This window comes from Psychrobacter sp. C 20.9 (assembly GCF_001921765.1).
In the GTDB taxonomy this organism is placed as follows: Bacteria; Pseudomonadota; Gammaproteobacteria; order Pseudomonadales; family Moraxellaceae; genus Psychrobacter; species Psychrobacter piscatorii_B.
On sequence record NZ_MRYC01000001.1, the window covers coordinates 211,227 to 232,156 of the forward strand.

At 43.8% G+C, this 20,930-nt stretch carries 14 protein-coding genes; 1 reads left to right on the forward strand and 13 read right to left on the reverse strand.

Annotation, left to right across the window (positions count from 1 at the left end; translation table 11 throughout):
• Positions 1 to 26 precede the first annotated feature (26 nt).
• Complete coding sequence (gene mazG, locus BTW00_RS00950) at positions 27 to 893, reverse strand: nucleoside triphosphate pyrophosphohydrolase (RefSeq protein ID WP_075105819.1); 867 nt, start codon at positions 891 to 893, stop codon at positions 27 to 29.
• 244 nt (positions 894 to 1,137) lie between these two features.
• On the opposite strand from mazG, the gene BTW00_RS00955 reads away from it, so the two are divergent.
• Entirely contained in the window at positions 1,138 to 2,625 is a 1,488-nt protein-coding gene (locus tag BTW00_RS00955; protein WP_075105820.1) for a phosphomannomutase, read from the forward strand.
• A gap of 65 nt (positions 2,626 to 2,690) precedes the next feature.
• Here BTW00_RS00955 and BTW00_RS00960 read toward each other — a convergent pair whose 3' ends face one another.
• From BTW00_RS00960 to sdhC, 12 genes are all read right to left on the reverse strand, one after another.
• Complete coding sequence (locus tag BTW00_RS00960) at positions 2,691 to 4,097, reverse strand: UDP-glucose 6-dehydrogenase (RefSeq protein WP_075105821.1); 1,407 nt, start codon at positions 4,095 to 4,097, stop codon at positions 2,691 to 2,693.
• A 37-nt stretch (positions 4,098 to 4,134) separates the two neighbouring features.
• Positions 4,135 to 5,811 (reverse strand): glucose-6-phosphate isomerase, encoded by a 1,677-nt coding sequence (gene pgi / locus BTW00_RS00965; RefSeq protein WP_075105822.1) that lies wholly within the window; start codon positions 5,809 to 5,811, stop codon positions 4,135 to 4,137.
• Between the two features lie 2 nt (positions 5,812 to 5,813).
• Complete coding sequence (locus BTW00_RS00970; RefSeq protein WP_075105823.1) at positions 5,814 to 6,689, reverse strand: UTP--glucose-1-phosphate uridylyltransferase; 876 nt, start codon at positions 6,687 to 6,689, stop codon at positions 5,814 to 5,816.
• Between the two features lie 335 nt (positions 6,690 to 7,024).
• Positions 7,025 to 7,900, reverse strand: coding sequence for a succinate--CoA ligase subunit alpha (gene sucD / locus BTW00_RS00975; RefSeq protein ID WP_058023974.1), 876 nt, complete (start codon positions 7,898 to 7,900; stop codon positions 7,025 to 7,027).
• Positions 7,901 to 7,998: 98 nt separating this feature from the next.
• Entirely contained in the window at positions 7,999 to 9,165 is a 1,167-nt protein-coding gene (gene sucC / locus BTW00_RS00980) for an ADP-forming succinate--CoA ligase subunit beta (protein ID WP_058023973.1), read from the reverse strand.
• A 158-nt stretch (positions 9,166 to 9,323) separates the two neighbouring features.
• Positions 9,324 to 10,778: a dihydrolipoyl dehydrogenase gene (gene lpdA / locus BTW00_RS00985; protein ID WP_075105824.1), complete on the reverse strand. Its 1,455-nt coding sequence runs from the start codon at positions 10,776 to 10,778 to the stop codon at positions 9,324 to 9,326.
• A 256-nt stretch (positions 10,779 to 11,034) separates the two neighbouring features.
• Positions 11,035 to 12,270: a 2-oxoglutarate dehydrogenase complex dihydrolipoyllysine-residue succinyltransferase gene (gene odhB / locus BTW00_RS00990; RefSeq protein WP_075105825.1), complete on the reverse strand. Its 1,236-nt coding sequence runs from the start codon at positions 12,268 to 12,270 to the stop codon at positions 11,035 to 11,037.
• Between the two features lie 156 nt (positions 12,271 to 12,426).
• Positions 12,427 to 15,312, reverse strand: a complete 2,886-nt coding sequence (locus BTW00_RS00995) for a 2-oxoglutarate dehydrogenase E1 component (RefSeq protein WP_075105826.1) — start codon at positions 15,310 to 15,312, stop codon at positions 12,427 to 12,429.
• A 939-nt stretch (positions 15,313 to 16,251) separates the two neighbouring features.
• The gene (locus BTW00_RS01000; RefSeq protein ID WP_058023969.1) at positions 16,252 to 16,962 is read right to left on the reverse strand and encodes a succinate dehydrogenase iron-sulfur subunit; all 711 of its coding nucleotides are present in this window, start codon (positions 16,960 to 16,962) and stop codon (positions 16,252 to 16,254) included.
• 206 nt (positions 16,963 to 17,168) lie between these two features.
• Positions 17,169 to 19,019 (reverse strand): succinate dehydrogenase flavoprotein subunit, encoded by a 1,851-nt coding sequence (sdhA, locus tag BTW00_RS01005; RefSeq protein WP_075105827.1) that lies wholly within the window; start codon positions 19,017 to 19,019, stop codon positions 17,169 to 17,171.
• Between the two features lie 354 nt (positions 19,020 to 19,373).
• Positions 19,374 to 19,781, reverse strand: coding sequence for a succinate dehydrogenase, hydrophobic membrane anchor protein (sdhD, locus tag BTW00_RS01010; RefSeq protein ID WP_178379226.1), 408 nt, complete (start codon positions 19,779 to 19,781; stop codon positions 19,374 to 19,376).
• Positions 19,781 to 20,167 (reverse strand): succinate dehydrogenase, cytochrome b556 subunit, encoded by a 387-nt coding sequence (sdhC, locus tag BTW00_RS01015; RefSeq protein ID WP_075105828.1) that lies wholly within the window; start codon positions 20,165 to 20,167, stop codon positions 19,781 to 19,783. Before sdhC ends, sdhD begins: the two co-directional genes overlap by 1 nt.
• Positions 20,168 to 20,930 lie beyond the last annotated feature (763 nt).

The window sequence follows — 20,930 nt, forward strand, 5'->3', positions numbered from 1 at the left end:
GCGAAATATAGCTACTAGGTAGAATTTTATGATGAGCGTTCATGTTGTTTCGCCGCTTCCCACAATGCATCCATTTCGGTTATATCGCTGTCCTCCAAACGCTTACCACTTAATGCTAATTGCTCCTCAATATAACCAAAACGTGATTTAAATTTATGTACGCAGGTTAAGGTAGCCGCTTCTGCATCAAGGTTTAGTTTACGTGCGACATTGACGAGCGCAAACATGCAATCGCCTAATTCCTTTTCTACCTCTCTGATATTGGCTTTGATCTCGACTATAGATTTATCTGTTAGCTCATGCTTTAGCTCGGCAATCTCTTCGTCTAGCTTTTCGACTGCACCAGCAACACCGTCCCAATCAAAACCCAGCATTGACGCTTGGTTTTGCACATCTTGTGCCTGCATTAAGGCACTACCCGCTTTCACTTGATCTAAGCGACGTTTTGATTTGCCGCGTGCTTCGCGTGCCTGTTGCTCTTCCGCTTTAATTTCATCCCAGCGTACTTTTACTGCCGCATCATCTTTGAGCGTTTCGGCTTCAAATACATGAGGGTGACGGCGAACCAGCTTTTCTTGTAAAGTCGTAATGACATCACTCATATCAAAACGCCCTTGTTCAGCGTACATCTGACAATGAAAGATGACTTGTAACAGGACATCTCCCAGCTCACCTTTTATATCTTCATCATCATCGCTTTGCACTGCTTCGCCCAGCTCATAGGCTTCTTCAATGGCATAAGGAATAAGGCTATGGCTGGTCTGTTTCCTATCCCATGGACAATCTGCTCGTAGACGAGCCATCAAAGCCAGTAAATCATCAAACTCACCGCTCGCTTCTGGTGTGCCTTGCACGGGCTTAGGCACTGTTACTTTATTGTCTAAAATACTCATAGGAAATACTCTTATATCTTATTTATCATGCCATTTTTTGGCTTGGTATAGCGTATAGTTTATCATTCTCGTATGTCAGTGTAGTACGAGGCTTAGTGATCGATCAGCATAAATCTGCGTCATACATATCGACATGTGTCTAACTCATTGAGTAGTTAATGTATCATTGAACCCTGATTGGCTTATAATTATGCTATCTACTTTCTTATTTTATCATTGCTCATGCGCAAGGAATTTTATCATTATGTCGACTTCTGCGACCACCAGCTATCAGCCAGCCATGGAATTCAATGCTATCACCATCAACTCGTTTAAAGCCTATGATATACGCGGTGAGCTTGGCGTCAATCTCGATGAAGACATCGCCTACCGTATTGGTCGGGCTTTTGCTCAGATTTTATATCAGCGCTATCAGGCAGCCATTGAAAATAAAACCAATGATATGGTAGATCTAAAACCAGCTATTGTCATTGGTAGTGATATTCGCCACTCTAGTGAGCAATTAAAACAAGCCGCTATCAGAGGCATCGTTGATGCAGGCGTCGATGTAATCGATTTGGGCATGAGTGGTACGGAAGAGGTGTACTTTGCCACCAGTTATTATCAGGCGCTGGGCGGTATTGAGGTGACTGCCAGTCACAACCCTATCAACTATAATGGTTTAAAACTGGTCAAAGAACATTCAAAACCCATCAGCGCTGATGATGGTCTGGCCGAAATTCAGGCATTGGCAGAGTCTGGGCGATTTACCAGCAGTGATAAATCAGGGGCATTGCAGCTGCTGACAGATAAAAGCGCCTACATCAATCACTTGATGACCTTTATCGACACCGATAAGCTCAAACCGCTAAAGCTGGTCATCAACTCTGGTAATGGTAGCGCCGGCCCTGTCGTTGATTTATTGACTGACAAATTAACGCAAGCGGGCGCGCCGATCGACATCATCACACTGCATCATACACCAGATGGTAGCTTCCCTAACGGTATTCCTAATCCAATGATTGAAGCCAATAGACTGGCGACCCAGCAAGCCGTACTAGAAAACAAAGCGGATCTTGGTATTGCTTTTGACGGTGACTTTGATCGCTGTTTTTTGTTTGACGAAAATGGCGTGTTCATTGATGGTAGCTACATCGTCGGTATGCTCGCTCAAGCATTTTTGAACAAATACCCGAATGAATCAATCGTGTATGATCCGCGCGTCGTATACAATACTGAAGCGGTTATCGAAGCGCATAATGGCAATGCCGTCATCAGTAAGTCTGGACATTCTTTTATCAAGCAAATCATGCGGGACTCAGGTGCGGTCTATGGTGGCGAGATGTCGGCCCATCACTATTTCCGTGACTTTTTCTATTGCGACAGCGGTATGATTCCTTGGTTACTCACCATTGAGCTGCTGTCTATCACAGGTAAGACCTTATCAGAATTGGTCACAGGTTATATTCAGTCTTATCCCAGCTCAGGCGAACTAAACTTCCGCCTCACGACTCATGATGCCCCAACAATCATCAGTGCCATTGAAGAAAAATTTAGTGTAGACAATCCAACTAAATCTCTGCTTGATGGCTTAAGCCTAAATTTTGGCGAATGGCGCTTCAATTTGCGTGCTTCAAATACTGAACCACTGATTAGATTGAATATCGAAAGTCGCGGCGATCACTCGTTATTGGCTAGTAAAACGCAAGAAATTCAGCAATGGCTAGCGGTACAAGGAGCAGTACCAGCATAAAATCATAAAAAAGCTCGCTAATCATAGTTAGCGAGCTTTTTTAATAATGAAGAACTTCAATAACATTATTTAGATCGGCCAATGCCCACATAGTCGCCTACTAAGCGATCAATTTGCGATCGAGTAAATGTATTTTGCGCATCAAATACTGGCATGGCTTGCTGATTGATTTTATCAATATCCAATCGATCTCGTGGCAACCAACTGATCAAAAAAACGGCCTGAGCCTCACTCATTTTCTGGTAAGGGTTAGCGATTAATTCAAGCAATGGTTGTTGTTCGTACAGTGCAGCAAGCTCACCCTGTGCCTTATCACTATAAACCAGTGTACGGATACCATAAGACCAGAGTAATGCTAACAATGGATGAATGGCTGAGCCTGCGGTACGGCCTGAGCCTGCTTTATAACTGCCTCCCCAGATCATGACGGTTTTATTGTCAATGAAACCATCAAAATACTGCCAAAACTTGCGAAATATCAGCTCTTTTTGGTCCTCATTAATATGCACGACAGACTGTAAAAGAGGCATGTCTAAACTATGCATTTCGCTCGACTGCTGTAACTTAGCCAGCTCGGTAGGTAGTGTATTACCGCCAAACCCCCAGCCTGCCTGTAGATAGCTACTGCCTACGCGCTCGTCCAACCCCATGATACAACTCACCTGGCTGATATCCACCTGCTGGCTATCAGCCAAGCGTGACATCTCATTCATAAAGCTCACCCGGGTCGCGAGCATCGCCATGATACTACTACGCGCAAACTCTATCGTTGCGATATCGGCATGATGAGCGGCGCGAGCATGCTGCATTAACGGCTGTAACATCTCTAAATGTTGGTTGCTGTCTGCTGTTTTTTCGCCCAGTAACCATAGCGCAGGGTTTAACATGGAGTTATAAGCATCACCATCTTGCAAAAAAACAAACGGTATATAATAGACCCACGCTCGCTGTAGACGCTCAGATAGTGCTGATACAGCGCCTAATTCCTCAATTCCGCTCATTATTACAGGTAGCGCCTGCTGATGGCTTTGATTAAAAGCCCGAATCCAACCATCTTCTGTCCACGCAGACTTAATACTGTCTAAAAACAACCAGTAAAGCGACACTTTATTTTGATCATCACTATGAATGCTCTGACTGACGACGTGGCTGTCACCATGATTTGCCGTTTCATAATATTGTATTAACGTCTCTGCACTATCTGGCAATGCTTGACTCGTAACAACTCGCTGCTGTACATACATTTGCCATAGCGCTTGCAGATGATGCTCAAAGCTATATTGCTGTATCTGCTGAGCCAATAGATCCATATCTGCATACAGATGAACGCGTTGACCTAAACTTGCCAGCACCACGGCACTGGTAATCGCTTCGATACTATGGCCAACCAGCACACACACATTGGAACTGGTCAATGGGTTTGATGCAAATCCATTATAAGGCATACATTGATCGTTTGTAGCAGTCCCCATGAGTGTACCTTTTTACATTATTGATTGATCAGTATTACTAAGACAGTTTTTTGATATGCTGTAATAACTGGTCGGTAGAAGTGTCAAATTGGCTGTGAGTTTCTTGCTGCATAGCGTCATGCACAGACTCTGCCATTTGCTTGCCCATCTCAACCCCCCATTGATCAAACGGATTGATATCCCAAATACTGGCCATCACGTAGACCTTGTGCTCGTAGAGCGCAACCAGCGCACCCAAACTATGAGGCGTAAGCTCATCGATAAGCAAAGTAGTCGATGGTTGATTACCACGGTAATATTTGTATTTATCTGCACTGGATACCGTTTTTGCATCACTATTCGATGCCTCTGTGACAGCGGCATTGCCAAATGCCAAGACTCGACTTTGCGCTAAGCAGTTTGCTAAAGATAGCTCATGCTGTTGTTGCAACGAGGCGTTTTGCACCTCGCCACTATAACGGCGTACACAAGCGATAAAATCACAGGAGACTTGCTGCGTGCCTTGATGCAGTAGCTGATAAAAGGCATGCTGAGCGTTTGAACCAATCTCGCCCCACAGAATTGGGCAAGTATCATAATCAATATGATCGCCGTGCTGAGTGACCGACTTGCCATTACTTTCCATTTCAAGCTGGGTCAAGTAGCTAGGCAGATAGCCCAACCGTCCATCATAAGGCAATACGGTATGGGCATTCACCCTCAAAAACGTACTGTTCCATACAGCTAGCAGCCCTAGCAATACTGGTAAGTTATCTAAAAAACCTGCCTGTGCAAAATGCTCATCCATACTGTGAGCACCACTTAATAGTTCCCTAAACCCATTCATACCAACACGAATAGCAATGGCTAGCCCAATCGCTGACCACAAAGAAAACCGGCCTCCAACCCACTCCCAAAGCTCTAATTGATGCTCAGGATGTATCCCCCAAACCCTCATCTTTTCACTATTGGCTGATATTCCAATAAAGTGCCGACGCAACACACTGTCTTCAGTACCAGCGCGCAGCGTCGCCGTCGCAAGTAACCAAGACAGTGCGGTTTTGGCATTAGATAAGGTATCAACCGTACCGAAGGATTTGGAAGAGATAATAAATAATGTGGTTTCAGGATTGAGGTGCTTTAGTAGATTATCAAGCTGAGTGCCGTCCATATTAGAGACGAAATGTACACCGATTTCCGTATCTGCCCATTCATCAAGCGCAGCGGTCGCCATAAGAGGCCCAAGATCAGAACCGCCAACGCCAATATTGACCACATCAGTGATCGCCTTACCTGAGAACCCTCGCCATGTGCCACTACGGACACGCTCGGATAATCTCGCTACCTGCGCCAAACTATGATGTACATCGGCAACCACATCTTGCTTACCAACTTGTAGCTCTGCATTCTCAGGCAGACGTAGTGCTGTGTGTAAGGCCGCTCGCTCTTCACTATTATTGACCATCGCGCCTTGCATCAACGCATCAATTCGAGCGGACAACTCACAGCTATCTGCTAGCCGCAATAAAGCATCCATAACTCGCTCATCGATACACTGCTTGCTATAGTCCATGTACAGCGCGCCAGCTTGCGCACTAAATCGTGTCGCACGACTGTCATCTTGTGCAAATAAGCTTGCCAGCGACCATGACTGAGTTGCAAGCATTTGCAACTGCTCCCAGTATTTGGAACGGCGAGCGCTATGATACTTCTTATCGTCCTTTATCTTATCCATCGCTATTTTTCATCTGCTAATTGCTGCTCGGCAAAATAGATAAACGCTTGCATATACGAGCGCATGTCACCGGCATCATAACTGGCACCGCGCATCGTTGTCACATTCACACCATATTCGTTAATAAGCGCATCGATAGCATCAGTCAGTTGAATCTCACCACCGACTGAGGCTTCGGTATCAGCCAAATAATCAAAGATTTTATTATCAAATACGTAACGGCCCACTACGGCAAGTTTAGACGGTGCTTCTGCTAAGCTTGGCTTTTCTACAAAACCTGCCACGCCAAAGCTGGCATTAACGCCGCCAGATATCTCATCTATATGACTGGTATCGATAAGTTTGGCGATACCGTATTTGTGCACATCTTCGTCAGCAACTTCATTTACCAATATTTGCGAATGGCCATCATGACTAAAAGCATCAATCATAAAGGCCAAATTATCAGCAGCCATATCAGTAGTAAACGGATCGAGAACGACATCAGGGAGCAATACAGCAAAATCATGCTCGCCAATGATAGGACGCGCAGCTAGTACTGCATGCCCCAAACCTAAGGCCTTACCTTGACGTATCATTGATACCGTTACATCCTCTGGTAGCCAATTTAAACTATCAGCCAGCTCATCTTTACCTTTGTGGCGTAACTGATTATCTAGCTCAGCATTGATATCGAAGTAGTTTTCAATCGCGCTTTTTTGTGCATGACCGACCAAGACAATATGCTTGATACCCGCAGCGATAGCCTCTTCGACCACATAATGGATAGCAGGACGATTGCCAAGCGGTAACAATTCTTTTGGCACAGATTTAGACAATGGCAGCATACGTGTACCAAAGCCTGCGACAGGGATAACGGCATGAGTGATGTTTTTCATAATAAGAGGACTGTTTTGAGAAAGTAGGTTAGGTAAAATAATGCTAACTTAGCAAATATTTAGTAGATATTATAGCGATTTGGATTTGTACCTTGCTAATATCAAACGTCTCAGCAGATATACAGAAATTATCAGTTCAAGAACCCTGAATCAAAAATTACGAGCTATATCATTCAAAATAACATGTTTATGAAAACTGATACAATCTTTATAAGTAATGGCCAATATCTCGCTTTTCATAGGATTTTCAGATATAAAAAAACACCCCATTGTAGGGGTGTCTTCTTAACATTTCAATATAGTTTTAGTAGTTTCACTATAGACTAATGTCTATCTTACCAGCCAGTAACTTCTTTTAGTTTGTCGCCAAGCTTAGATGGGTCACGTGTGTACGCGATACCAGCATCTTCAAACGCTTTGAATTTCTCTTCAGCAGTACCTTGACCACCAGAGATGATAGCGCCAGCATGGCCCATACGCTTGCCTTCTGGAGCGGTAACACCAGCGATATAACCAACCACTGGCTTAGTGACGTGGTCTTTGATGTAAGCAGCCGCTTCTTCTTCAGCAGTACCACCGATCTCACCAATTAGGATGATTGCTTCAGTTTGTGGATCAGCTTCAAACAGTTTTAGCGCGTCAATCTGGTTCATACCAGGGATAGGGTCACCACCGATACCGATACACGTTGACTGACCAAAACCAAGCTTAGTTGTCTGAGCAACCGCTTCATAAGTCAACGTACCAGAACGTGAGATAATGCCCACTTTACCTGGCTGATGGATGTGGCCTGGCATGATACCAATTTTACATTCGCCTGGCGTGATAACGCCTGGGCAGTTAGGACCAACCAAACGCACATCGCCTGCTTCTTCAAGATAGCGTTTTGCTTTTAGCATATCGATAGTTGGTACGCCTTCAGTGATCACAACGATCAACTTAACGCCAGCATCGATGGCTTCAACAATAGAGTCTAGTACAAATGGTGCTGGTACATAGATAACAGAAGCGTCAGCTTGAGTCGCTTCCATGGCTTCCGCCATTGTGTTAAACACTGGTAAGCCTAAGTGCGTTTGACCGCCTTTACCTGGGGTTACGCCGCCAACTACTTTGGTGCCGTATTCGATGGCTTGTTCTGAATGGAACGTACCGTTTTTACCAGTAAAACCTTGTACCAATACTTTGGTATCTTTATCGATTAATACACTCATTATATTTTCCTTGTATTCGGTTGTCTTGTAATGATGGCAGCAGGCTTCAGCTGTCATTAGCATTTCAATATGCCACTGCCGTCATTACGCTTTGGCTATTACGCTTTAACAGCGTCGACAATTTTTTGCGCGGCGTCAGAAAGACCTTGAGCTGAAATTAATTTCAGACCAGACTCTTCTAAGATCTGCGCGCCTTTCTCAGCATTGTTACCTTCTAAACGCACGACCACAGGAACTTGTACATCAACTTCTTTTACTGCAGCAATAATCGCTTCTGCAATCATGTCACAGCGTACGATGCCGCCGAAAATGTTGATTAGTACGCCTTCAACACTGCTGTCTTCAAGGATAATTTTGAACGCTTCAACAACACGATCTTTAGTTGCGCCGCCGCCAACGTCCAAGAAGTTAGCAGGCTTGCCGCCATACAATTTGATGATGTCCATGGTCGCCATGGCAAGACCAGCACCGTTAACCATACAACCGATGTTACCTTCTAGAGCAACATAGTTTAGGTCAAACTCAGCCGCTTTAAGCTCACGCTCGTTTTCTTGAGTTTTATCCTGTAGCGCTGCGATTTTTGGCAGACGATATAGGGCGTTTGAATCGATGCCAATTTTGCCATCAACACAAACGATTTCGCCATTTTCACGAACAGCTAATGGGTTGATTTCCATCAATGCAAAGTCATTTTCAACAAATGCTTTATAGGCGCCAGTCATCAATTTAACAAATTGATTGATTTGCTTGCCTTCTAGACCAAGTTTGAACGCAACGTCACGCGCTTGGAAAGGCATTAAACCAACTAAAGGATCAACGTGTACTTTGAAGATTTTTTCTGGTGTGTTGTGTGCTACTTCTTCGATATCTACGCCGCCTTCGGTAGATGCCATGAAGGTTACACGGCGAGTCGCACGATCAACTACTGCGCCAAGATATAGCTCAGTTTGTACTGGATACATATCTTCTGCAACCAATACAAAGTTGACTGGCTGACCATCAGCATCAGTCTGGAACGTTACTAGGTTAGTACCGATCAGCTCTTCAGCAACTTGCTTGGCTTCTTCACGAGTTTTAACCAGTTTTACGCCACCCGCTTTACCACGGCCACCAGCATGTACTTGCGCTTTGATTACCGCGATATCCGTTGGGGTTTTATCAAAAGCTGCAGCAGCTTCGTCGCCGTTATGAGCGATGATGCCTTCTTGAATTGGCAATCCGTAGCTTTTTAATAGCTCTTTTGCTTGATACTCATGTAAATTCATTGATTGTATCCTTTATTTTTTACAATTAATAAAAAGTGAAATCAAGTGCGCACATATACATATGAATCATACGTCTGACGCACTCATGATTGTGGCATCACCAAAATAGCGATACCCCAATCAGGTTGTAAATCGATAATAATTAAACGAGCAACTAGTTATTTCTTACGCTTTTTGCGCTGGATAGCGTGGATAGCACGGCCATCTGCAGATAGCACAGCTTCATGCACTGCTTCTGAAATCGTTGGATGCGCAAATGTCATCAGCTGCAAGTCTTCAATACTAGAGACAAATTCCATCGCGATCATACCTTGATGGACGATATCGCCAGCGCCAGCAGAGATCGCATGCATACCTAGCAGGCGATCAGTCTTAGCATCAGCAACAACTTTGATAGAGCCTTGTGCTTCACTCTGAGCCAATGCACGACCGTTAGCAGCTAAATTGAAAGAGCCGGTCTTCACTTCGTAGCCAGCTTCTTCAGCTTCTTGCTCAGTCAAACCTACCCATGCAATTTCTGGGTGAGTATAAATGACATTGATGATAGTATCATAGTTAACTTGAGGTTTTTCGCCATGAATACGCTCAACAGCCATCATGCCCTCTTCCATCGCTTTATGCGCAAGCATTGGACCACGGACCAAATCACCGATAGCATAAACGCCATCAAGGTTGGTTTTGCACTGATCATTGACATCGATAAGACCACGTTCAGTCAACGTGATACCGCTGTCCTCACCAAGTAGCTTTTCAGAATAAGCACGGCGACCAACACAAACGATTAGCTTGTCAAAGCTCTCCTCGCTCGATTCGCCATTGCTTTCGCTAGTGACGACCACTTGATCACCTTGTACTTCAGCATTGGTAACTTTGGTATCGACACGGATATCAAGACCTTGCTTTTTCAGCATTTTGCCAGCTTCTTTTGAGATATCTTTGTCAGCAGCAGCTAAGAAACTTGGCAATGCTTCATATACGACTACTTCCGCACCCAGACGACGCCATACTGAGCCTAGCTCAAGACCGATAACACCAGCGCCAATAACGCCTAGGCGCTTAGGTACTTCAGTGAAATCAAGCGCGCCAGTTGAATCAACGATACGGTCACCGTCAGTTTTGGCAACAGGAATTTCGATAGGCACAGAACCTGCCGCAAGAATGACATTCTTAGCAGTGATCGTGGTTTCGCTTTCGTCTTCTAGAGCAGTAAATTTGACTTTTTTGTCAGTGCCCGTGCCGTCAACTAAAGTACCCCAACCTTGTAGCCAGTCAACGCCATTGCCTTTTAGCAACGCGGCAACACCGCCGGTCAACTGCTTAACAATACCTTCTTTACGCTCTATCATTTTTTCGATGTTAATATCAACGTCGCCAGTACTGATGCCGTGCTCATCAAGGTCATGCTTAGTAGCTTCATAACGATGTGAGCTGTCAAGTAGGGCTTTTGATGGGATACAACCGACATTTAAGCAAGTACCGCCAAGTGCTGGCTCGCCTTTGTAAACGCGCTTTTCGATACAAGCAACACTCATACCGAGCTGGCCTGCACGAATCGCTGCTTCGTAACCACCAGGACCGCCGCCGATGACGACTAAATCATAATTGTCTTTCATAGTACGTTCCTATTTTTAATTTTATGTGTTATTTAAACTGGTTTTTTTACCAAACGCTCAGCATTGTCTACACTTGATAGCTAATACGCTATGTCCGTGAGAGAAACTTACTTATCGATCACTGATCGTCAGTCACCATTATTAAATTCTTTGAATATATTTAGCAGCAAATCAGTTGCTGCTTATCAGGTAGAGCTATTATCTGTACCAAAGCTAAAAAGCTTGTATCAGCGGTTGCCAATACAAGCTTAGAAGCTTACAAGTCTAGTAGCAACATAGCTGGGTCTTCGACCAACTCTTTGATAGTTACTAGGAACTGTACCGCTTCTTTACCATCGATCATACGGTGGTCATAAGATAACGCCAAGTACATCATTGGCAAGATTTCAACTTTACCGTCGACCGCCATTGGGCGCTCGTTGATCGCATGCATACCTAGGATGGCAGTTTGCGGTGGGTTCAAGATAGGGGTTGACATCAATGACCCAAATACACCGCCGTTTGAGATAGTGAATGTACCACCCGTCATCTCGTCTAGACCAAGCTTGCCTTCTTGCGCCTTGCTACCGTATTCACGGATTTTGGCTTCAATGTCCGCCATACCCATACGGTCAGTATCACGCAGTACAGGAACGACCAGACCACGATCTGATGATACGGCTACACCGATATCATAAAAACCATGATAAACAATATCATCGCCATCTAGTGAGGCATTGACTGCTGGGAAACGTTTCAGTGCTTCAGTTGCTGCTTTTACAAACAACGACATAAAGCCTAAACGTACGCCATGACGCTTTTCGAATTTCTCTTTGTACTTAGCACGCATGTCCATCAATGGCTTCATGTTCACTTCGTTAAACGTCGTCAACATCGCGGTATCTTGTGATGCTGATAATAGACGCTCAGCAACACGCTTACGCAAGCGAGTCATTGGAACGCGTTTTTCAGTACGCTCGCCCGTTGATTCGGCAACTGGACGACCGCTGTCAGACTTGATGCTGCTGTCTGATTTCAGTGTTGGGTTAGCCATATCAGTTTTAGTGACACGACCGCCGCGGCCGCTACCTTCAACTTCTTTAGGATCAACGCCTGACTCTTTTGCCGCTTTACGGACGGCTGGGCTTTGATCTTTGTGCTCTGCTTCATCTTTTTTGTCAGTGACTTGTACTGGCTCGCCACCATCTGCAGCTTGCTTTTCTTGTACTGGCGCAGCAGGTTGATCTGTCTCTACCGCTGGTGCTTCACCAGCACTTGCGCCTGCTTCAAATTGTGCGATTAGCTCATCAGACAGAACAGTATCGTCAACATCTTTGACGATCTTGGTCACAACACCATCATCAGGTGCCACAACTTCTAGTACCACCTTATCAGTTTCGATTTCAGCTAATAGGTCGTCACGGCTAACTTGTTGACCTTCAGTGACATGCCATTCAACGATTGTGCCATCGGCAACCGATTCTGGAAAAACGGGGGCTTTGATGTCAGCCATCGATATACTCCTTAGATTTGGATATTCATACTTATTATTAAGTCGTGATAGGCAATCAGTATCGTTTTAATAATGCTATTTGGCAGAATATTAAAACATACTGACTGTCATCGCCTGATTCATTTATCTTCTATAGTCTTTCAATTAGATAATCTGTTACTGAGACAACTCATCAATACTGATACCAAGGCCACCAGCAATCAGTGCTTGTTGTTGCTGTGCATGCAGTTTTGGAGATCCTGTTGCAGGTGCTGCACTAGCAGGACGTGCCACGGGCTCCATAACTTTTGCTTTGGTTGGATGTGGTACAACAATACGGAACATATGCGGTGCTAAGTAGTACCAAGCGCCCTGATTCAATGGCTCTTCTTGCGTCCATACAATCTCGGTCAAGTTGCTGTATTTTTCAATCTCAGCGACCAAACGTTGCTCTGGTAGCGGATATAGCTGCTCGATACGGACGATAGCAACATGATCGAGACCTAATGCACGACGCTGTTCTAGTAGATCATAATAAACCTTACCACCACATAGCACCATACGAGTCACTTTATCTGCGTTGTGATCGTCCATCTCTGGCAATACCGTTTCGAACTTACCGTTAGCAAGCTCTTCTAAATGAGAAGTTGCTAGCTTATGACGCAATAAGCTCTTTGGTGACATAACGATCAAAGGCTTACGGATCGGACGTACCGCTTGACGACGTAAGGCATGATAAATCTGTGCAGGAGTCGTTGGCGTGATGACTTGCATATTGTCTTCAGCACATAGCTGTAAGAAGCGCTCAAGGCGAGCAGATGAATGCTCAGGGCCTTGACCTTCAAAACCATGCGGTAACAACATCGTCAAACCACAGACACGTTGCCACTTGGTCTCACCACTTGAGATGAACTGGTCAATGACGACTTGAGCACCGTTCACAAAGTCACCAAACTGAGCTTCCCAAACAATCAAGGCGTTCGGTACTGTCGTAGCATAGCCATATTCAAAGGCCAATACAGCTTCTTCTGACAATAACGAGTTATAAGTAGCAAAACGTGCTTGTTTCTCGCTCAAATGAGCAAGTGGCACATACATGCTGCCATCATTAACATTGTAGATTTCAGTATGACGATGTGAGAATGTACCACGGCCGACATCTTCACCAGTAATACGTACCAAGACATCATCGTTATCAACTAATGATGCATAGGCTAATGTCTCAGCGGCACCCCAGTTGAGAGGCTCTTCGCCTGTTTGCATGGCTAGACGCTGCTCAACAACCTTTTGAACCTGACGCTGTAGCTTGTAGCCTTCTGGCATCTCAGCCATACGGCGTCCATACCCTTTGAGCTTTTCGATATCAACACTGGTATCCCAATCGTCAACCAAGTCATGACCTAGATAAGGCTTCCAGTCTACAAATAGCTGCTCGTTAGGCTCTTGAACCAGTGAGCTGACAACGTAATCGCCACGGTCTAAAGATTCACGATAATTATCTTCATACTGTTTTTCTTCTTCAGCATTTAAGATACCTTCTGCGATGAGCTTTTGCGCATAAAGGGTACGTGTCGTTGGCAATTTCTTAATAACTGCATACATCAATGGCTGAGTGGCTGAAGGCTCATCTGCCTCGTTGTGACCGTTGCGACGGTAGCAGAACAAGTCAATAATGATGTCTTTATCAAACTGATGACGATAGTCTAAGGCTAATTGAGCCGCGAAAACGACTGATTCAGGATCATCACCATTCACGTGTAGGATTGGTGCATGTACCATTTTTGCGACATCAGTACAATATTCGGTTGAACGAACATCTTCTTGACGGCTAGTGGTAAAGCCAACTTGGTTATTGATAATGATATGTACAGTACCGCCAGTGGTATAAGCACGGGTCTGTGACATTTGGAAGGTTTCTTGAACCACACCCTGTCCAGCAAAAGCCGCATCACCATGGATAACGATTGGTAATACTGAGTTGCCACCAGTATTATCTAATGACGGCTGATCATTACGGCGCACTTGACGTGCACGTACTGAGCCTTGTAATACTGGTGCAACGATTTCAAGATGCGATGGGTTAAATGCTAAGGCTAAATGCGCTTCACCACCTGGGGTCATCACGTTAGATGAAAAACCATTGTGATACTTAACGTCGCCTGAGCCTTTTTCTGGCTGCACTTTACCGTCAAACTCATCAAATAAGTCTGCAGGGTTTTTGCCCAAAATATTGACCAACACGTTTAGACGTCCACGGTGAGCCATACCAATGACCATCTCTTTTGTACCATAGCCACCAGCACGTTGGATGATTTCATTGACTGCAGGTATGAAACTCTCACCACCTTCTAGACCAAAACGCTTAACGCCTGTATATTTACGCGCCAAATATTTTTCTAGACCTTCGGCCGCTGTTAGACGCTCAAGAATAGACAAACGCTTTTCTTTGTCAAACTTGATATAGCCTAGATTGCTTTCTACATACTCTTCCATCCAGCGTTTTTCAGTGCTGGTGGTCACATGCATATACTCAATACCGATATGGCGGCAGTAAACACGCTCCATGATTTCGATAATTTCACGTAATGGTGCTTCGTCTTTACCGATCACTAAATCATTGGTTGGGAATACAGTATCAAGGTCGGCTTCTGATAGGTTGTGATAAGCTAGGGTCAGATCTTCCACTTCTGCACGTGGATGTAAGTTCAATGGATCTAGCTTGGCGCGGCGGTGACCACGGCGGCGGTATGCGGAGATGAGTTGCTGTACACCCATTTGCTTTGGATCAGTACAGTTGTCTGAATTACTACTACTTGTACCGGTACTTTCATTACTCGATTTGTTCGCCGTTTGATTGCGGGCAAGTAACAAAAATTGGTCTTTAATAGCATTATGCTGAGCATCATTTGACGATTTGTACTGTTCGAAGTACGCTTGCCAATCTGTGTCAACACTATCAGGGTCCGTTAGGTATTGCTCATAAAGAGCTTCTATATAGCTGGCATTATCGGCGGCCAGTTCAGTATGTCCTTGGTCCGCTTTTTCTTTGGTTATACTATTCATAATAATCGTCTATTTGATAGATAAATGAATGGAATCGTGCTTATTATGGTGTCAGTCGTTGTATGCTAGGCGTTCAGACAATTCGTCATACCCCATTGAATACGGTTCGATAAAACACTTTTATCCCTAAGTATTGCCGTCACTATAGAATATTGCTGTCATTGTCTAAAAGAGCAAGTAATGCTAAATAGTGATAACAAGTCTTATTGCAACACCTATGTTAAAAATAAATTTATTTGTGAATACTCAGTTTTCTGATCTAGCTCGTTTCACAACATTAATTTATATATACTTCTTTTAGCCATAACCAATTCATCAATGATAAATTATTAATAAATGGTCAATCTTTCAGCTAGCCTATAAAATGGCTATTATCGCTGAAATATCCGCTATTTGCTAACAAATCTTATCGTTTCAGATAAACATACATTGCTGTATAGAATATCATGAGCGTTTTTTACGATATAGTTTGTTTGTTCAATACTAAGTATTTACGTAATGAATATCTATTATCAATTATAGAAGCCTCGTTATTGTATACATAACGTTTTATTGTATTAATGCAATAGCCCGTACAGATGCTACTTTTAATGCATCGGAAACAAAATTTGCAATGTTTGATCAAGTTCAAGATGCAATTATACCAAACTTTACGTGTATCCGATTATATAGATTGGCTGTTTATATAATATGTCTTCTTACATATGGTCAACGTATCGCCCATACAGATTTACGGATAGACTAACGTCCTATTATTCACCAGTGTACTAGGCATATTATTCTACCTATCCGGCACAATTGCTCATTGCCACAGACAGAAGCCCACTTCAAACAATAGTGAACAGAAAATTAACACTACTATAATCAGTGATTTTGACTAACAAAAACACCACCTAATGAATAGGTGGTGTTTTTGTTAGTCAATAATAATCAAAACAATTAACCAGCTTGATCAATCAACATATTACGTAAATGACCGATTGCTTTGGTTGGGTTCAAGCCTTTTGGACAAACTGACACACAGTTCATAATACCACGGCAACGGAATAGACTAAACGGATCGTCTAAACGCGCCAAACGTGCTTGCGTGTCACCATCACGGCTGTCAGCAACAAAGCGATACGCATGTAGCAATGCTGATGGACCTAAGAACTTATCAGGGTTCCACCAAAAAGATGGGCAGCTCGTTGAGCAGCATGCACACAGAATACACTCATACAGACCATTTAACTTTTCACGCTCAGCAGGAGACTGCAAACGCTCAGTTGGTGGTGCTGGCTGATCGTTGATTAAGTACGGATGTACTTTTTCGTATTGCTCGTAGAATTGGTTCATATCAACAACCAAGTCACGAACCACTGGCAAACCAGGTAACGGACGAACGGTTACTTTTTCTGGTAGCGTGTTCATGTTGATTAGACATGCTAGACCATTTTTACCATTGATGTTCATGCCATCAGAACCACAAATACCTTCACGGCAAGAGCGGCGGAAAGTGATTGTTTCATCTTCTTTCTTTAGGCGTAATAACACGTCAAGCAACATACGATCTGAATCAAGTAATTCAATCGTATAAGTTTGCATGCGGGGGGCTGCGTCCACATCAGGATCGTAGCGATAGATTTCGATGGTGCGAGTACCTCGGCTCATAATGCTAAACTCCACACGTAGGTGATGGCGGGCATACAAAGATTGCAACATATGAGTGCTGGCTATTAATCACTACTGATAATCGAATATCAATTAGTAGCCTAGCAGCACTCCTATGAGCATGTAGCTGGCGGTCACCTTTTTAATAAATTAATAAGGGATAAAACGTTTAAGCTTTCTGTTTATATCGAGCGCATAGTCTAGGATTAATAGACGCGAACTTTTGGTTCGATATAGTCAACAGTCAGTGGCACTTTGCGAACTGGTTTGTAAATGATACGGTTGCCTTCAGAATACCATAAAGTATGCTTCATCCAATCGTGGTCATTACGGCCGTTTGGTGCATAGTCATCATCTTCTGGACGATCATAATCAGAGACACTATGCGCGCCGCGGCTTTCGTGACGACTCGCGGCTGATACCATCGTCGCTTTTGCTACTTCGTATAGGTTTGCCACTTCAAACGCTTCAATACGAGCAGTGTTGAAGACTTGTGATTTATCACCCAAATGGATTTGTTCGACTTTCTCACCCAGCGCTAAAATTTTCTCAACGCCTTCATCCATCATGGCTTGCGTACGGAATACACTGGCATGTGCCTGCATGGTGGCGCGAATCTCATCAGCCACGTCTTGTGCATTGTAGCCTGATGTTGATTGCTGCAATTTGTTTAAACGACCAACCGTGATGTCAAGTACATGCGGATCAAGTGGTTTGTAGTTATGATCGTTTTGATGGAACTCATCAACAATGTGCTTACCAGCAGCACGACCAAACACAACCAAATCAAGTAGTGAGTTGGTACCTAAACGGTTGGCACCGTGTACACTCACACAAGCGCACTCACCAATAGCGTATAGGCCTTTAACGACGTTACCATTAGCATATAAACCGTCTTCATCAGTACCCGCTTCTAGATCCGGCACGATTACCTGACCATGGATAGTGGTTGGAATACCACCCATCATGTAGTGAATGGTTGGGATAACTGGAATAGGTTCTTTAGTAATATCAACGTTGGCGAAGTTTTTACCGATCTCAAATACTGACGGTAGACGCTTCATGATAGTGTCGACACCCAAATGGGTCATATCCATGACGATATGGTCAGCATTAGGGCCACAACCACGACCTTCTTTGATTTCTTGGTCCATAGAACGCGATACGAGATCACGTGGTGCCAAATCCTTAACGGTTGGCGCATAACGCTCCATGAAAGCTTCGCCATCCTTGTTACGCAAGATAGCACCTTCGCCGCGGCACCCTTCGGTCAATAGTACACCTGCACCATGAACGCCCGTTGGATGGAACTGCCAGAACTCCATATCCTGTAGTGGGATACCAGCGCGAACTGCCATACCAATACCATCACCAGTGTTGATATAAGCGTTGGTAGAGGCGGCAAAGATACGACCTGCACCACCTGTTGCTAGAACAGTCACTGGTGCTTGGAATACTGCAACCGTACCTGTCTCTTGCTCAAGAGCGATAACACCGTTGATGTTACCCGCTTCGTCTTTGATCAAGTCAAGTGCGATCCACTCGATAAAGAACTCAGTACCTTGCTGTAAGTTTTTCTGATACAGCGTATGTAGCAATGCGTGACCTGTACGGTCAGCAGCAGCGCACGCACGTTGTACCGCTTTTTCGCCATAGTTTGACGTATGACCGCCGAATGGACGCTGATAAATCGTACCATCTTCGTTACGGTCAAACGGCATGCCCATGTGCTCAAGCTCATAGACTACCTTTGGCGCTTCACGGCACATATACTCGATAGCGTCTTGGTCACCTAACCAATCTGACCCTTTTACGGTGTCATAAAAGTGAAAATGCCAGTTGTCGTTACTCATGTTGCCCAAACTTGCACCGATGCCACCCTGAGCGGCAACCGTGTGCGAACGTGTTGGGAATACTTTGGTCAGGACTGCAACCTTCATACCCGCTTCCGCTAAGTGCAATGAAGCGCGCATACCTGAACCACCGCCACCAACGATAACTGCATCGTAGTTTAGGGTCTTAATATTACTAATGGTATTGTCTTGTCTAGTTGCCATTACGGTTTTCCTAATGCCTATTAATGCTTATAAGTAAATGAAAAGCGTGTTTTAAAATCTTCTTATTGCAGGTTTAAGGGCTTTTATCTGGCCATCACATGCACTTATTAAAGAAGAGGATATAACAGTCTTTGACCACTTAATTTGCATATCTATCGTTATACTGAACCAAACCTGCTCAACCTTGTTGCTTATTCAGCGACAATCTAAATAGTGGGCGCTATTGGTCCAATGCTATGACTATTTTTGGCTATCAACGGATACTTTTAAACTACTCTATCAGCTGACATACCAGCTGCGCGCATCCGTTATATATAGATATTTATATCAATACTAAAGCTGGTCACTCAATCATTAAACAGCAACGACACTAAAGCCGTTACCCCAAAAAATCATGATTCCCCAAAATAGAAATACTAAAATAGCGATAATCATCAATGACTGTAGCACTAAACGTAAACCTGCTGCGCTTGAGCCCAGTTTGCCTGTCGTAATATAGTCAGTAAATACGGTCCACATTCCCACCCAAGCATGGCCAGCTAATGCAAGTACAGCAACTAAGCTGAATAAACGCATTGGCAGGCTAGTCATGAATGATGACCACTCAAGATACGTGACATCGCCGTGGGTCAAAAAGAAGCCCAGCAACACCACACTATAAACGGCTAAAAAAACAGCACTAATACGCTGAATAATCCAATCGCGTGAGCCTGAACCTGTCAGACCAGTAGCACTTTTGACTCCTGAATCATTTTTAATCATTAGAACATCACCCATATAAATGACGCGACAACTAAAATCGCTGCAATTACAAAACTGACCATAGAGGCAGTGCGGCCAGATTTTAGCTCTTCGTTCATGCCCATATCAGCAAATAAATGTTTGATACCCATCACGAAGTGATATGCGATGGCGGCAACAAATATCCATGCCAAAAAGCGCACAAGTACGTTGTCAAATACGGTCTCAAAACTCTCAGGCGACGCCAATGAGTTCTGTAATAGCCACAGCATTACAGGAATTAATAAGAATAAAATAATGCCAGAGATACGATGCAAAATAGAGGCGATTGCGATCGGTGAGCGATTAACGCTAATCACTTGGCTTAGAGGCAGATCAATAGGTCGGTTGCTTTTCACAGCGGGCATCCTTTTTGCGGTTATACTCCTGTATCTGCTATCAACGCTTGACAAAAATGGTGTCAGTTGAGCATCGAGCAACACACGAGACGAATAAAGTAAGGAAGAGCTAGCTGACTTCTTTTAGTTTGTGCTAAATATGAAGAAAGAATCATGTATATAAGGTATTGATAAGCTGTCTAGTGTCGCTTGTCGAGCTGACAGGCCTACAAAACAACCTATCTATTATACAACAAAGAAAATAAACATGAGTAAGATCGACTAACCAGTCTATTTTTATTGGTCGTATGAATAGCCAGACAACGTTAATATGTCTTCTCTATCAAAATAAACCTTGTACTGAGCACTAAATACTGGTGCTGAGCATCTAAAAATAGAGCAGTTAACAAGAACATTTAAACCACAGAATTCGGTTTGGTTTATCAAAACACCAGACAATCGTAAATAAGCATGTATAAAGTAAGCTCTAGGCGACACTATATCATGACTACTTATCAATTCGCACAAAGCTAGTGCCAGTCAATTCCTGCAATTATAAAATGACTGGGCGATAATTACAAATTTATCCCTAAAGTAATAAAGGCACACACTTAATTAACAAACGAATAGATATATGCAATACTGAATGTGGAAAACGCTTACCTCTGACAATTATGCTCGACACTTAACTTGTCTACTGCTCATGCCCTGTCTGTTTTTAGCCTCGTTTTTTGCGAAAATCCTGCTGCGTTTTTGCGACAAACCCCAAAATATAACGTCAATACTGACGTTG

Excerpts from the sequence above, each read along its gene's own strand:
- pgi (WP_075105822.1), bottom strand. The coding sequence starts at position 5,811 with ATGGATAAGATAAAGGACGATAAGAAGTATCATAGCGCTCGCCGTTCC.
- sdhD (WP_178379226.1), bottom strand. The coding sequence starts at position 19,781 with ATGATTAAAAATGATTCAGGAGTCAAAAGTGCTACTGGTCTGACAGGT.
- BTW00_RS00970 (WP_075105823.1), bottom strand. The coding sequence starts at position 6,689 with ATGAAAAACATCACTCATGCCGTTATCCCTGTCGCAGGCTTTGGTACA.
- BTW00_RS00995 (WP_075105826.1), bottom strand. The coding sequence starts at position 15,312 with ATGAATAGTATAACCAAAGAAAAAGCGGACCAAGGACATACTGAACTG.
- sdhA (WP_075105827.1), bottom strand. The coding sequence starts at position 19,019 with ATGGCAACTAGACAAGACAATACCATTAGTAATATTAAGACCCTAAAC.
- sucD (WP_058023974.1), bottom strand. The coding sequence starts at position 7,900 with ATGAGTGTATTAATCGATAAAGATACCAAAGTATTGGTACAAGGTTTT.
- BTW00_RS01000 (WP_058023969.1), bottom strand. The coding sequence starts at position 16,962 with ATGAGCCGAGGTACTCGCACCATCGAAATCTATCGCTACGATCCTGAT.
- lpdA (WP_075105824.1), bottom strand. The coding sequence starts at position 10,778 with ATGAAAGACAATTATGATTTAGTCGTCATCGGCGGCGGTCCTGGTGGT.
- sucC (WP_058023973.1), bottom strand. The coding sequence starts at position 9,165 with ATGAATTTACATGAGTATCAAGCAAAAGAGCTATTAAAAAGCTACGGA.
- BTW00_RS00960 (WP_075105821.1), bottom strand. The coding sequence starts at position 4,097 with ATGGGGACTGCTACAAACGATCAATGTATGCCTTATAATGGATTTGCA.
- mazG (WP_075105819.1), bottom strand. The coding sequence starts at position 893 with ATGAGTATTTTAGACAATAAAGTAACAGTGCCTAAGCCCGTGCAAGGC.
- odhB (WP_075105825.1), bottom strand. The coding sequence starts at position 12,270 with ATGGCTGACATCAAAGCCCCCGTTTTTCCAGAATCGGTTGCCGATGGC.
- BTW00_RS00955 (WP_075105820.1), top strand. The coding sequence starts at position 1,138 with ATGTCGACTTCTGCGACCACCAGCTATCAGCCAGCCATGGAATTCAAT.
- sdhC (WP_075105828.1), bottom strand. The coding sequence starts at position 20,167 with ATGCCCGCTGTGAAAAGCAACCGACCTATTGATCTGCCTCTAAGCCAA.